This window comes from Pseudaminobacter sp. Soil_N_29, assembly GCF_057656055.1.
Map to the genome: position 1 here is coordinate 29,431 of NZ_JBDGLC010000003.1, position 13,716 is coordinate 43,146.

13 protein-coding genes are annotated in these 13,716 nt (G+C 63.5%); 7 read left to right on the forward strand and 6 right to left on the reverse strand.

From position 1 onward, the window contains the following. Window positions 1–60: 60 nt before the first annotated feature. Genes AC3A4H_RS08865 through AC3A4H_RS08880 form a run of 4 tightly spaced genes read left to right on the forward strand, consistent with a single transcriptional unit; the run spans window position 61 to window position 4,464 of the window. A complete protein-coding gene (locus tag AC3A4H_RS08865; protein ID WP_487766375.1) occupies window positions 61–1,137 on the forward strand; it encodes a tungsten formylmethanofuran dehydrogenase in 1,077 nt (358 codons plus the stop codon). Continuing rightward, the gene (locus AC3A4H_RS08870; RefSeq protein WP_487766376.1) at window positions 1,131–2,762 is read left to right on the forward strand and encodes a formylmethanofuran dehydrogenase subunit A; all 1,632 of its coding nucleotides are present in this window, start codon (window positions 1,131–1,133) and stop codon (window positions 2,760–2,762) included. Before AC3A4H_RS08865 ends, AC3A4H_RS08870 begins: the two co-directional genes overlap by 7 nt. After that, the gene (fhcD, locus tag AC3A4H_RS08875; protein ID WP_487766377.1) at window positions 2,750–3,658 is read left to right on the forward strand and encodes a formylmethanofuran--tetrahydromethanopterin N-formyltransferase; all 909 of its coding nucleotides are present in this window, start codon (window positions 2,750–2,752) and stop codon (window positions 3,656–3,658) included. Before AC3A4H_RS08870 ends, fhcD begins: the two co-directional genes overlap by 13 nt. Next, window positions 3,655–4,464, forward strand: a complete 810-nt coding sequence (locus AC3A4H_RS08880; protein WP_487766378.1) for a formylmethanofuran dehydrogenase subunit C — start codon at window positions 3,655–3,657, stop codon at window positions 4,462–4,464. The genes fhcD and AC3A4H_RS08880 overlap by 4 nt, the downstream gene beginning before the upstream one ends. Window positions 4,465–4,698: 234 nt before the next feature. Here the strand turns inward: AC3A4H_RS08880 and AC3A4H_RS08885 are convergent, their stop codons facing one another. After that, window positions 4,699–5,112 carry a MerR family transcriptional regulator gene (locus AC3A4H_RS08885; protein WP_487766379.1) on the reverse strand — a complete coding sequence of 138 codons (414 nt, stop codon included), beginning with the start codon at window positions 5,110–5,112 and terminating at the stop codon, window positions 4,699–4,701. A 324-nt stretch (window positions 5,113–5,436) separates the two neighbouring features. On the opposite strand from AC3A4H_RS08885, the gene AC3A4H_RS08890 reads away from it, so the two are divergent. From AC3A4H_RS08890 to AC3A4H_RS08900, 3 genes are all read left to right on the forward strand, one after another. Further along, window positions 5,437–7,818, forward strand: coding sequence for a heavy metal translocating P-type ATPase (locus AC3A4H_RS08890; RefSeq protein ID WP_487766380.1), 2,382 nt, complete (start codon window positions 5,437–5,439; stop codon window positions 7,816–7,818). A 138-nt stretch (window positions 7,819–7,956) separates the two neighbouring features. Beyond that, entirely contained in the window at window positions 7,957–8,973 is a 1,017-nt protein-coding gene (locus tag AC3A4H_RS08895) for a L,D-transpeptidase family protein (protein ID WP_487766381.1), read from the forward strand. 114 nt (window positions 8,974–9,087) lie between these two features. Then, window positions 9,088–9,651 carry a L,D-transpeptidase gene (locus tag AC3A4H_RS08900; RefSeq protein WP_487766382.1) on the forward strand — a complete coding sequence of 188 codons (564 nt, stop codon included), beginning with the start codon at window positions 9,088–9,090 and terminating at the stop codon, window positions 9,649–9,651. A gap of 137 nt (window positions 9,652–9,788) precedes the next feature. Here the strand turns inward: AC3A4H_RS08900 and AC3A4H_RS08905 are convergent, their stop codons facing one another. The 5 genes from AC3A4H_RS08905 to AC3A4H_RS08925 form a co-directional block, all read right to left on the reverse strand. Further along, window positions 9,789–10,214, reverse strand: coding sequence for a BA14K family protein (locus tag AC3A4H_RS08905; RefSeq protein ID WP_348777593.1), 426 nt, complete (start codon window positions 10,212–10,214; stop codon window positions 9,789–9,791). Window positions 10,215–11,106: 892 nt separating this feature from the next. Then, on the reverse strand, window positions 11,107–11,577 hold the full coding sequence (locus tag AC3A4H_RS08910) for a BA14K family protein (RefSeq protein WP_487766383.1): 471 nt from the start codon (window positions 11,575–11,577) through the stop codon (window positions 11,107–11,109). A gap of 254 nt (window positions 11,578–11,831) precedes the next feature. Beyond that, on the reverse strand, window positions 11,832–12,044 hold the full coding sequence (locus tag AC3A4H_RS08915; protein WP_056105658.1) for a cold-shock protein: 213 nt from the start codon (window positions 12,042–12,044) through the stop codon (window positions 11,832–11,834). 397 nt (window positions 12,045–12,441) lie between these two features. After that, window positions 12,442–12,654, reverse strand: coding sequence for a cold-shock protein (locus AC3A4H_RS08920; RefSeq protein ID WP_348777591.1), 213 nt, complete (start codon window positions 12,652–12,654; stop codon window positions 12,442–12,444). 419 nt (window positions 12,655–13,073) lie between these two features. Continuing rightward, a complete protein-coding gene (locus AC3A4H_RS08925; RefSeq protein ID WP_487766384.1) occupies window positions 13,074–13,508 on the reverse strand; it encodes a VOC family protein in 435 nt (144 codons plus the stop codon). Window positions 13,509–13,716 lie beyond the last annotated feature (208 nt).

Consider the following 13,716-nt stretch of genomic DNA (forward strand, 5'->3'; position numbering starts at 1 on the left):
TACTTGTTCGCCCGGAAAATTTTTGTTTGAAGTCAGATCGGCACCAGAAAGTTGCATAGCATGACGGTTGCATGGATCGGCGACCGGGGCGTGCCTGTAGCAGAGGCGGCAAAACATGCCGCCGGGCTTCTGGTGTCCAGTCTCTGTCCCGTTTTCAGCCTCGATACGGATGTGCATGGCACGCGCGCGGCGATTGCACTGGCCCAACGCACCGGTGCGGCCTACGACCAGCTTGGCGGCGCGGCGGTGGCGCGCGAGACCGCCCAATACACCGACAAGGGTGGCATGTTCATCGCGCCCGGCGAGGTGCGGCGGCGCGCCGACGTGGTCGTGATTGCCGGCGAACTGCCGGCGGCCCACTACGATCTGATCGCCGAGCTTGCCAATACAGCACCCGATCTCGATGGCGGGACGGGGAAGCGGGAATTCTTCCTGATCGGGGCGGACACGCCTGCGCCCGGCAACATCAAGGCCACGCGGCTTGCCTGCGCCGGCGGATTGGACGCCACGCTGGCTGCGCTGCGGGCGCAATGCGCCGGACGCAAGACCGCGCGCGACGTAGACAGTTTCAACAGCTTTGCCGAGGCGCTGGTGGGAGCACAATTCCCGGTCTTCACCTTCTGCGGCCAGTCGCTCGGGGCGCTCGGGCTTGAAATGGTGCAAGGGCTGATCGCCGACATAAACCGCAAGCACCGCGCCTCTGCGCTGCATCTGCCGGCAAGCGAGAATGGTTGGGGCAGCGTGCAGGCTTCGACCTGGACAAGCGGTTTTCCGCTGCGGACGGGGCTGGCGCGCGGCTATGCCGAGTTCGACCCGTGGCGTTTCGATGTGGCGCGGATGATCGCCGAGGGCGAGGCCGACCTGCACCTGGTCGTCTCGGCCGATGCGGCGCAAGTTCCGGCCCATGAGGGGCTCGCGCTTGTTGCGCTTACCAGGACCGACAGACCGGTCGCGGGGGCAGCCGTCACCATTGCCATCGGCAGACCGGGCGTCGACCACGACGCAGTCGTCTATTCGAGCAGCATCGGCACGCTGGCGGCGATCGAGGCAAGGGCGCCAGGCGAATTGCCGTCTGCCGCGGCCGTGCTGCGCCAGATCGCCGAACACCTGCCGCATGAAGAGGCGCTGCCATGCTGACCAGGATCACCGGCGGCGAAATCGTCGATCCCGTCAACGGCCGCGTCGGCAAGGGCGATCTCTGGATCGAGGATGAGACCATCGTCCCGGAGCCTTCCGGCAGGCAGCCCGATGTCACGCTCGACGCCACCGGTTGCGTGGTGATGGCTGGCGCCATCGACATCCACTCCCATATCGGCGGCGGCAATGTGAACACGGCGCGGCTGTTGCTGCCCGAGCACCACAGGGCGCATGCGGCGCGTCCGTCCGCGACGCCGCTTTCGCAGGTCGGCTGGACGACGTTCGAGACCGGCCGCCTCTACGCGCAAATGGGTTTCACCACCGTGGTCGAACCGGCCATGTCGCCGGGTGCTGCGCTGCACACCCATCTCGAGCTTGCCGACATCCCGATCATAGACAAGGCGACGCTGGCGATCCTCGGCAACGACGATTTTCTGCTCTCGATGATCCGCGACAATGCTTCGGCGCAGATGATCGAGGACTATGTCGCCTGGACCGTGGCTTCCAGCCGCGCGCTTGGGGTCAAGGTCATCAATGCCGGCGCGGCGGCCGCCTTCAAGGAGAATGTGCGCACTTTCTCCTTCGACGACGTCGTGCCTTTCTATGGCACCAGCTCGCGCAGCATCGTCAAGACGCTGCAGGCGGCGGTGACCTCGCTCGGCATTCCGCATCCGCTGCATGTCCACTGCAACAATCTCGGCGTGCCCGGCGCGCCGGAAACGGCTGCGGAGACCATGGCGGCGGCGGAAGGGCTGCCGTTGCACCTGGCGCATCTGCAGTTCTACGGCTACGGCACCGAGGGCAAGCGCGGCTTCTCGTCCGGAGCCGCGCGGTTGGCCGAACTGGTCAATTCGACGCCCGAAATCACCATCGATGTCGGGCAGGTGATGTTCGGCCAGACGGTGACGATCTCCTCCGACGTGCTGCGGCAGTTCTCCGCGCGCGGCACCGCCAATCCGAGGAAGTCGGTGATCTTCGATGGCGACGCCAACGGCGGCGGCATCGTGCCCCACCGCTATCGCGAGGATTTTTATGGCTCGCTGCAGTGGGCGATCGGGCTGGAGCTGTTCCTGCTGATCGATGATCCGTGGCGGGTGTTCTTCACCACGGATCATCCCAATGGCGCGCCCTTTACCGCCTATCCGGAGATCTTCGAGCTGCTGATGAGCCGCGAGGCGCGCGCGAAAGCGATGGAAGGGCTTTCGCAGCGGGCGCTGCGCTTCTCGACGCTGCCCTCGCTGACTCGCGAATACACGTTTGAGGAAGTCGCGATCATGACGCGGGCCGCACCCGCCAAGCTGCTGGGCCTGAAGGATCGCGGGCATCTGGGGGCTGGGGCGCTGGCCGATGTCGCGGTCTATCGAAAGGGCCAGGACATCGCGCAGATGTTCCGCTCGGCCGCCCTCGTGCTGAAGAATGGCGAGCTGGTGGTGGAGGACGGCATCGTCAGGAATTATCGCTGGGGCAAGACGCTGCGGCTGAAGCCTGAGCCGGAAAAGGCCATGGTGAAGCGGCTGGAGACCTATCACCAGGATCGCTACGGCCTGTCGCTGAACTGGTTCGACTTTCCCGATTCAGCGATCCAGCGCGACCAACCCTTCAGCGAGGTGTCATGCAACGCTTGACGGTCAACGGCGTCGCCATCGACGACACTTTTGCCGAAGCCTTCGGCATGCGCGCCACCGCCATCATCATCACCGGGCCCAACCGAAAATGGGCGCGGCAGGCGGCAATCACCATGACCGGCTTTGCCACCTCGGTGATCGGCTGCGGCTGCGAGGCGGCGATTGACGTGGAACTGCCTGAGTCGGAGACGCCCGACGGCCGGCCGGGTTGCCGAGTGATGATTTTCGCCGTCAGCACCGATGAATTGCAGAAACAGTTGCAGAACCGGCTTGGCCAGTGCGTGCTGACCTCGCCGGGCAGCGCCTGCTTTGCCGGGCTTGAAGGCACCGCCGATCTCAAGCTTGGTGCCGCACTTCGCTATTTCGGCGACGGATGGCAGGTGTCCAAGAAATTCGGTGGGCGGCATTTCTGGCGGGTGCCGGTGATGGACGGCGAGTTCCTGTGCGAGGCCACCACGGGGCTCACCAAGGAAGCCGTCGGCGGCGGCAACCTGCTGCTGGTCGCCTCGTCCAATGCCAAGGCACTGGCGGCGGCGGAGGCGGCAGTTGTGGCAGTCGAGAAGGTGCCGGGGGCGATCATGCCGTTTCCGGGTGGCATCGTGCGCTCGGGCTCCAAGGTCGGCGGCAAGTACAAGGGCATGATGGCCTCGACCAACGATGCCTTCGCGCCCACGCTGCGGGGCGTGGTGAAGAGCGAGCTTGGCCCGGACGACAACGCCGTGCTGGAAATCGTCATCGACGGCGAGACCAGCGATGCCGTGGCGGCTGCGATGAGGGCCGGCATCGGCGCGGTCACCGCGCTGGGGCCGGAAAAGGGCGCCTCGCGCATCAGCGCCGGCAATTATGGCGGCAAGCTGGGCAAGTTCCACTATCATCTGAAGGAATTGCTGCCGTGAAGCCGCTCACCTTTACCTTGCGCGAGACCCCGCCGGAACGGCTCGACCTTTCGCCGCTCACGCCCGAGGGGCTGGCCGGCCTGTCGGCCAGCGAGATCGGCGAGATCCGGCTCGGCATGTCCAAGCGCGGGCTTAAGGTCGGCGATCTGTTTCGCGTATCCGGCAGCGACTTAAAGAACTTTGTCTTCGAAGGCGGCAGTTCCCGTTTCGATGGTGTCGGAACCGGCTTGGCAGAAGGCAGCATCCGCGTGGCCGGCGATGTCGGCGCGCAGGCGGGCCGAAAAATGCGCGGCGGCCAGCTTCTGGTCGAGGGAAGCGCCGGCCCCCATGCCGGTTCCTGCATGCGCAAGGGTCGGCTGGAGATTCTCGGCGATGCCGGCGACCATCTCGCCGGGCCGCTGGCGGGTGAACTTGCGGGCATGAATGGCGGCGTGCTGATCGTGCGCGGCCGCGCCGGCGACTATGCGGGCGACCGGATGCGACGCGGTGTGGCAGCGGTGCTGAAAGGCTGCGGCGACTATACAGGCGCGCGCATGATTGCCGGGACGCTCGTCGTCACCGGCGGAGTAGCGCGCATGCCCGGCTATCTGATGCGGCGCGGCTCCATCCTGCTCGACAGCATGCCCGAGGAACTGTCGCCGAGCTTCGTCGAATGCGGCGCGCCCGACAGCGTGTTTGCCGCCGTGTTCGACCGCTATCTGATGGCGGAGGGCATTTTGGAAGGCCCGTTGCTGGGCACAGCGCCCGGCAAGTTCGGGGGCGACAATGCGGTGGCCGGGACCGGGGAGATTTTGTTTCGGCGGTAAACGTGCTTCGCCCCACTGAGGACAGGCCTATGGGATATGGCGCGACTTACCCCCACTCCGCCTCGCTTCGCTCGGCACCTCTCCCCCTCAAAAGGGGAGAGGAAGGGTGCCAAGCTCGCGGACGGCGTTTCCTCTCCCCCGTCGGTCGGGGGAGAGGTGGTTTGCGAAGCAAACCGGGGTGGGGGCGCGAATTCTATATCCAATCACCCTGCCATCGGACGGTAAGCCGAACCGTCAATGCTCGTGCTCGCAAAGCTCGTGATGGGCGAGCGCGCGGATGACGTAGCAATCCTTCACCTGGTCGCCATGGCAATGGTTGGCAATGCGCTCCAGCTCATTCTCCAGGCGCTTCAGCTTCTCGATCTTCGCCCGCACGGCGTGTAATTGCTCGCTCGCAATGCGGTCGGCATCGGCGCAGGGGCGCTCGGGATGCCGGCTGAGGTCGATAAGCTTGCGGATCGCTTCGATGGTCAGGCCAAGATCGCGGGCATGGCGGATGAAGGACAGGCGGTCCAGTTCCTCGCGCGTGTAGCGGCGCTGGTTGCCTTCGGAGCGCTCTGCGGCATCCATCAACCCCATCTGCTCGTAGTAGCGGATGGTGGGAATTTTCACGCCTGTCTGGCGTGAGAGTTCGCCGATCGTCAGCATTAGACTCCTCGAGAAAGCTCCAGTCTCTAGAGATATGAGATTGGCGGGCCGCCGCGTCAAGGTTCGCTAAGCTTGCCACCGATTGTGAAAATACCCCCACCCCTAACCCCTCCCCACAAGGGGGAGGGGGATCTCGTCCCGTCGATACCAACACAGAGCTTGGGTTGGCGGCCATGCAGCAAACGGTCCCCTCCCCCTTGTGGGGAGGGGCTAGGGGTGGGGGTGTAGGCCGCAAAAATCCATCCGGAGAAAAAGTTCAAAAAGCCTCTTGTAGCTCTAGTTGCTAGAGGTGTTACGCCGTTCCTGTACGAACAGGAGCATGCCATGTCCGCCCGGAAAGACGCCGACCTCATCAAGCTGGAACACGCCTGCTGCGGCAGCGATCAAAGCAACAATCCCGCAACGGAAGGCCACCGGCATTCGCATGACCATGCGCAGGAGCACAGCCACGCGCACGGACATGACCATGGCGGCTGCTGCGAACACGACCACGACCACGGCGAGGTCGATGCCGAGATCGCATCCGCGCCGATCGTTTCCGGCCGCAGCTTTCGCGTGTTCGGCATGGACTGCGCCGAGGAAGTGGCGACGCTGAAGTCGGCCGTCGGCCCGGTGGTGGGCGGCGACAGCCATCTGGCGTTCGACGTGCTCAACGGCCGCATGACAGTCCTCGCCAGCGCGGGATCGATCCAGAGCGGCACCATCATCTCGGCGATCGCCGCCACCGGCCTGCGGGCCGAACCGTGGCAGGAAGGCGCGCCGCCGGCCAAGGATGCGCGGCTGGCCGAGCAGAAGCTGTTCACCGCGCTCAGCGGGCTGTTCCTGCTTGCCGGCTTCGCCGTCCATGTCATGACCTCGCCGGGGCAGTCCTTCCTCGAGATCATGGGCTTTCACCACCCGGAGGGCGCGCCGCTCGCGGAGCAGGCGGCGCTGCTTTTGTCGGTTATCACCGGCGCGCGCTTCGTTGCAATCAAGGCCTGGTATGCGCTCAAGCGCCTCTCGCCGGACATGAACCTGCTGATGATGGTGGCCGTGGCCGGTGCGCTGACCATCGGCGATTGGTTCGAGGCGGCCACCGTTGCCTTCCTGTTTGCCCTTTCGCTGATGCTCGAAAGCTGGAGCGTGGGCCGCGCGCGCAATGCTGTCTCGGCCCTGCTTGATCTGGCGCCGCCCGTCGTCCGGGTGAAGAATGCAAGCGGCGAGCGCGAGATGAAGGCGGCCGATGTACCCGTCGGCAGCCGCTTCATCGTGCGCGGCGGCGACCGCATCGCGCTCGACGGCCGCATCGTCTCGGGCGCCAGCGCCGTCAACCAGGCGCCGATTACCGGCGAGAGCCTCCCCGTCGCCAAGGAGCCGGGCGACGAGGTCTTTGCCGGCACCATCAATGGCGAGGGGTTGCTGGAGGTCGAGTCTACCAGGGCGGCGACGGACACGACGCTGGCTCGCATCATCCGCATGGTCTCCGACGCACATAGCCGCCGTGCAGCGGTCGAGCAGTGGGTGGAGCGCTTCGCGCGCGTCTACACGCCTGCGGTGATGGTCCTGGCGCTGCTGGTATTTCTGTTGCCGCCGCTGCTGCTGGGCGGCGAATGGGGCACGTGGTTCTACAATGCGCTGGTGCTGCTGGTGATCGCCTGTCCTTGCGCGCTGGTCATTTCCACGCCGGTGTCCATCGTGGCCGCGCTGGCTTCCGCCGCGCGCAACGGCGTGCTGATCAAGGGCGGCACCTTCATAGAGCTGCCGGCGAAGCTGACTGCGCTGGCCATGGACAAGACCGGCACGCTGACCAAGGGCGAGCCGCAGGTCTTGCGCGTCATCCCGCTCTCGGGCCACGACGAGAAGGAACTGCTGCAGCGCGCCGGCGCCCTTGAGGTGCGCAGTTCGCATCCGCTGGCGGACGCCATTATGCGCCACATGGCGGAGGAGGGCTTCGAACCCGTGGCCGGCGAGGGCATAAAGCTGCTGCCCGGCAAAGGCGTGCAGGGCGTCTTCAACGGCAAGACCTATTGGCTGGGTTCGTGGCGCTACGCCGTGGAACGCGGCCAGGCCGACGATACTGTCGCGGCACAGGTGGCGGAGATGGAAAGCAACGGCGCCACCGTGGTGGTTGTCGGTTCGGAAGGGCATCTGTGCGGGGTCATCGCCTTCGCCGATACCATCCGCCCCGAGGCGAAGGCTATCCTTTCGGCGTTGCATTCTGAGGGTGTGAAGGAGGTCGTGATGCTGACGGGCGACAACCGCGCGGCGGCGACAAGTGTGGCGCGGCAGGTCGGCATCGACACGGTGAGGGCGGAACTGCTGCCGGACCAGAAGGTCGAGGCCATCGACGAACTGACGAAGCGCCACGCGATGGTCGCCATGATCGGCGACGGCGTCAACGACGCCCCGGCCATGGCGCGCGCGCATTTCAGCATCGCCATGGGCGCCATCGGTTCGGACGCGGCCATCGAGACTGCGGATATCGCGCTGATGACGGACGACCTCTCCAAGGTGCCGTGGCTGATCCGCCATTCCAGGCGCGCCATGGGCGTCATCCGACAGAACATCGTCTTTGCGCTGGGCGTGAAGGCGCTGTTCGTGGCGCTGACGGCGGTGGGCATCGCCACCATGTGGGGCGCCATCGCGGCCGATGTTGGTGCCTCTCTGCTGGTGGTGGGCAATGCGCTTCGCCTGCTGAACGGCAGGAGCGAGACTGCGGGTGGCTGAGGCCCGCACGTGATGTCGGAAAGGTTTCGTTAACCATGACTGCGGACAATGTTGCCAAACATGATTTGACGCCCGCAGTTCCGCCACAGATGGTGGGCAAGCGGAGACGGGCGACGGGCTTTCGGGGACGAACCGGATTTGAAACTGCTGCGCAGACTTGCTGTTCCTTTGGCTATTCTGGCGCTTTCGACGGCGCTGGCAGGCTGCGTGTCGAGCGTGCTCGACGTCGACAGCCGCGGTATCCAGCCAATTCCGGCGCGCCTGGTCAGCCAGATGAAGGCCAGGCAGATGAAGCCGTCGGACCCGATCCTGATCCGCATCTTCAAGGAAGAAAGCGAGCTGGAAATCTGGAAGCGTGATCGCAGCGGCCGCTACGCGCTTCTGAAGACCTATCCGATGTGCAGGTGGTCGGGAAAGCTCGGACCGAAGAAATACAGCGGCGATCGCCAGGCACCGGAAGGCTTCTACCAGGTCTCGGCCAGCATGCTGAACCCGGCCTCGCAGTATTATCTTTCCTTCAATCTCGGCTTCCCGAACAGGCTTGAGAGCGCGCTGGGCTATACGGGCGACGCGCTGATGGTACATGGCGCCTGCTCCTCTGCAGGTTGCTATGCGATGACCGACGACGGCGTGGCCGAAATCTATGCGGTCGCGCGCGAGGCGCTGCGCGGCGGCCAGACCTCGTTCCAGGTGCAGGCATTCCCGTTCCGGATGACGGCGGAGAACATGGTGCGGCACCGCAATAATCCGAACATGCCGTTCTGGAAGAACCTGAAGGAAGGCTACGACATCTTCGACGTCAGCCGCCGCCAGCCCATGGTTTCGGCGTGCGCACGGCGCTATGTGTTCGACGCCCAGTTCGAGGGTGGCGAGCCGAACGATCCGCTTGCGGCCTGCCCGCCCATGACGATTGCTGCCGATCCGGCACTGATCGCCAAGCGCGAGGCCGACGCCCGCGTCATCGAGGCCGCGGCCGCCGAGGGCAACGAGATTTCCACTCATGCCTACGCCGACGGCGGCATGCATCCGAGCTTCCGCGCGATGCTGCAAAAGAGCGGCGCGCAGGAACTTGCAAAAAAGACCTCCCGCACCCGGGTGCCGATAAGCCGGCCGGACGCGATATTGCTCGCTGAACAGAACACCCCGGATACCTGACGCAACGACCCACGGCGAACTACATTTCCGCCAATGGACAAGGTCGCGTGGCGTCCTATCTTCGAAGCGAATAGCTATCGCATTTCAAGCATATTCGCGTTCGAGAGGCAGGTCATGTTCAGTCGCCGAGCGTTCATCCTGGGGCTGGCCAGCGCGGTTCTCGCTCCCGGCGCCGCATTTTCGGCCAGGCACAAGAAGCACTTCGTTCTCAATCCCAGATATGAGCCGCGAACGGTGCCGTTTTCCCGGCGATACGAGCCGGGCACCATCGTGGTCGACCCGCACCGGAGGTTTCTCTACCTCGTCGAGCAGCCCGGCGTCGCCCGGCGCTATGGCGTCGGCGTGGGAAAGGCCGGCCTTGCGTGGTCGGGGCGCGCGGTGGTCGGGCGCAAGGAAGAATGGCCGCGTTGGCAGCCGACGAAGGACATGATCCGCCGCAGTCCGCGCAAATATGCCAAGTATGCCGAAGGCGTCGAGGGCGGCCCCGACAATCCGCTCGGCGCAAGGGCGCTTTATCTCTTCAGCCACGGGCGCGACACCTACTATCGCATCCACGGAACCAACGAGCCCTGGACGATCGGCCATGCGGTTTCGAATGGCTGCATCCGCATGCTCAATGAACATGTCGAGGAGCTCTACGATGAGGTGGGCATCGGCACGCCGGTTGTCGTGCTCTAGCCTGTCAGCGCATGAGGTCGGAAGCCTTTGGGCCTGAATGGCAGATCAAGAGCGCCGGCAAGGTGTGTGTTCGGATCGGGTGGAATTTGCGATGAGCAGGTCCCTCGACAGGCTCGAGGGACCATGCGGTTGTGGGGTCAGCGCCCGCAGAAATGCAACCGGCCATCAGTGCCGACAAAGGTGCCGGTGCGCGGATTGAAGCTGCGGTAGCGGGCTTGGCAATACTGGAACCAACCTGGCGACCACGCACGAACGGTCACGACGCCGGGGCGGTAGAGCGGCGCGGTTCCAATATAATCAGGTGATGGGGCCACGTAGTTGGGCGCGTAAAGCGGCGCAGTGCCCACATAGTTGGGTGCGTAAAGCGGTGCCGTGCCTGCATAGGCGGGGCCATAGCCGCGCCAGGAAGGGTATGCGAGCGCGGCTACCACCAAAGCACCCGCCGCGATGCCGCCGGCTATCCACCAGGCCGCCGCCGGGTTGGCATCTGCCGTCGGTGTATAGGCTATTGTGCTGGCAGCCACGGCTGCGGCGAGAACGGTTGTCTTGAGGGGGTGGATCATCACTGTCTCCTTCTCGCAGGCTCGCCTTGCGAGCGACGAGCCAGGCTCAGAAATGAGAAATAAGGGTGAGGCCTTGGCTTGCAACCTGTACGGATTTGCAGCGCCTCGAAATGTGATCGGCCGTGAACGCGCTGCCAGTGCCGCGGAACGACATGCAGTGGGCGGTCCGAGCGAACCGCCCAAAGCAGGCTTTTCCAGCCAAGCTCATGATTTGAGGTCCGACTATGGTGGTGTTAGTACCAGCCCCACCATGGCCGTGCCCTGGGCACGATGACCACGCGGCGGGGCGTATAGTACGTCCTGGGGCCGATGTAACGCCGCGAGTAGTAATCGCTTATTCCATAGCTCCGCCCCACATAATTTGGCCCTACCCGATAGGCCGGCGGGGTTATGCCATAGCTCCGCCCCACATAATTTGGCCCTATCCCATAGCCCGGTGCGGTTATTCCATAGCTCGGCCCAACATAGTTTGGCCCCACTATCCTATAGCCTGGCGCCGTGATCCCATAGGTCGGCCCAACCAATGCGGGGTTCACCGCCAGCGATCCGTTTGGAAGCCTGTAGAGTGTTTCAGGGGGATAATAGCGCTCATCCAGGGCACTTGCCGCCGGCAGGAAAGCCAACGAGGCCACGCACGCGGTTGCAGCTAACACAGTAGTCTTGAGGACATAGTTCATGGCGATCTCCTTCCCACGGGCCCGCCCGGGGAATGACGAGCCCAGCTTCAAAAAACATAGGGCAGGGTCTTTTGATGTAAGCTGGCGAGGCGGAAATGCTCTGAAATTTGATCGCGGCAACCCTTGGCTGCGCGAAGCGAGATGAAACTGAAATGGGCGGCGCATCGGCCGCCCATTCGCGCGCACTCATGTCCAATCAGTTGAATTCGGCGCGTTCAGCGGCCGCAGAAGTGCTGCCGGCCGTCATAGCCGGTGAAGGTGCCTGTACTGGCGTTGAACGAGCGATACCGCCCTTCACAATAGCGATACCAGGCCGGTGTCCAGGGCTGCAGCGATACGGCCACTGCTCTGGCGGGGGCATAAACGGGGGCGCTGATGTAGTTCTGATAGGTGTAGTTCGGCACCAGGATCGGCCTGGTATATGTGAAGCGAGGCTCTCCAACATCGGGGCCTACATAGGAATAATCCGGCTCGATAACCGGCGCATCGTAGAACTGGGGGCCGAATGTGTAGACAGGGTCGGCGACGCCGAAAATGCCGGTCGCCAGTGCATAGAGTGGGGTGTCCGTGTCCCAGAACAGCACGTTGGCGTGTGCGGCCGGCGCGCCGGCCAGGAAGCTCGCCGCAAGAACCGCGGCGGCGAAGGTGGTGCTCGGAAAGAAGGTGGTCCTCAGAAAATAAATCATGACAATCTCTCCTTCGCGCAAGTCCGTCTAGGCGGACCAAGCGTCGGAGGGAGAGATAGGGCAGGGTGTCCCGGCGGAGCAGACTCTCAGGCGAGCTTTTATCCGGCGGGTGGTCTATCCAGACACCTGCTGCTTTTCGAACACCAATCCCTCCCGGAACTTCGAGGCACCGAGATCCGGCATCGCACTTTGGCGAGAGGGAAAGGGCGGCGACGGACGGCCGAGCGGCCGTCGCCGCGTCTTGATGCTGGGCGTCAGCCTACTGTCAAATTGACTGCTTTCGGGCCCTTGCCTCGCTTGTCCGGTTCGGTCTCGAAGGTCACCTTCTGTCCGTCTTCCAGACCCGGGAGACCCGATGCCTGGACGGCCGAAATGTGCACGAACACATCCTTTGCGCCGTCATCCGGTGTAATGAAGCCGAAGCCTTTAGCGTGGTTGAAGAATTTGACAGTGCCGGTCTGCGGCATGGGAAACTCCTTGTAATCCCCTCATAGTCATAGTGTCAGGCGAAATATCCGCCTGTTTCGGTCGCATTCTGGGGGAGAAGAAATAGTCATCGTGCCGGAACCTACTGGTCCTCTTTTCACGACGCCTGCCGGAAGACTTGGATATTCTCCCGGGAAGCCATTCCAATCTCTGGGCCCATTACTACCCGAAGTCTAAGTTTCTCCATATTTTAGCGCGAGGGGCAAGCAAAACTTTTCCTCTGCGCCTGGAAAGATGGAGAAGTTGTTCGATTTGGTTGTTGCACGCATAGGCTGTAGGCCTTTTGGATGACGCACAGCCCTCAAACGCGCGATCGTATAGTCACCTCATTTCTCAGGACATCAGCCGAAACGGACATGCGTCCGCAAAACCCCCGACTCAGGCGAGGCTGAGGTTTACGGCCTTGGGGCCCTTGCCCTTGCGATCGGGCTCGGTGTCGAAGGTGACTTTCTGGCCGTCCACCAGCGTGCGGATGCCCGACGCCTCGACAGCCGAGATGTGAACGAACACGTCACTGGCGCCACCATCAGGCGTGATGAAGCCAAAGCCCTTGGTTGCGTTGAAAAATTTTACGGTTCCGCTCTGGGACACTGGGAGAACTCCTTCGCCCGTTTGATTTGCCCTTGCCGATCTGGCGCGGGAGACAGGATGGGTGCTAATTGGCGGTCATACATTCGCGCATGGTGAAACCCTCCCGCCAAAACGGGCCTACCAGAGGTTCACGGTATCGGGGAAAGGGGTCGTGCAAAAACGTTCCAATCTCCGGGCCGAAAAAATGCCCGAACGCCCCTTTATCGCACGAAAACGTGATATCCGCAAGATCATGTCGCTGCGAGCGGGCAGCGTTACTTCAAAAGAGTGGTTGAAGCGTTCCGTTTGCAAGCAAATCTGTCAGCCGCCATGACTAGATGGGCGCAGCGCCCCTCGATATTGGCGCAAACTGCCGGACGGCAAGGTGGGAATGGCCGGGGCGCGCAGGACTTGCGCGCCCCGGCTCCGTGATTTGAGGGCTACGCCGGCTTCACCGGGGCATTCATGCCCCATGCAATGCCGAACGGGTCACGCAACTGGCCCCAGCGGTCGCCCCAGAACATCACATCCAGCGGCACAACCACTTCGCAGCCGGCGTCGACTGCCCGTTTCCACCAGCTATCGATGTCATCGCCGAGGATGAGCTGCATGGTGTAGCCCTGCGGCGCCTGGTGTGGATGGCCATGTTCCGGGTACGCATCCGAGAGCATCAGTGAACTGCCGTTGATGTAGAGGTGCACATGCATCGTCCGCCCCTTTTCATCAGGCGGGTAGGCGAAGGCGATATCGGCGCCAAAAGCGCGTTTGTAGAATTCGGCTGCCTTGGTGGCGCCGTCGACCTGCAGATAGGCGACCAGGCCGCCGAGAACCTTCGGCGCGGGGTTGGGTTGGGGCTGCATATTGGCGTCGTTCATGACGGTCCTCCGGTTTCATGCTGGGCATATCGCTCCAATGACGACTGGGAACGTGTGGCGCCGACAGCGGCGGTCAAATTTTTGCGCGGTGTAGGCGCGGCCGAAGTTCATGGCTCAAGCGGTGAGCTTCGGCTTAATAACCCGCTTGTCATCACAAGATTGCCTGCAATTTTGCAGGCCCATATTGTGACGGTTATGTGAACGGTTT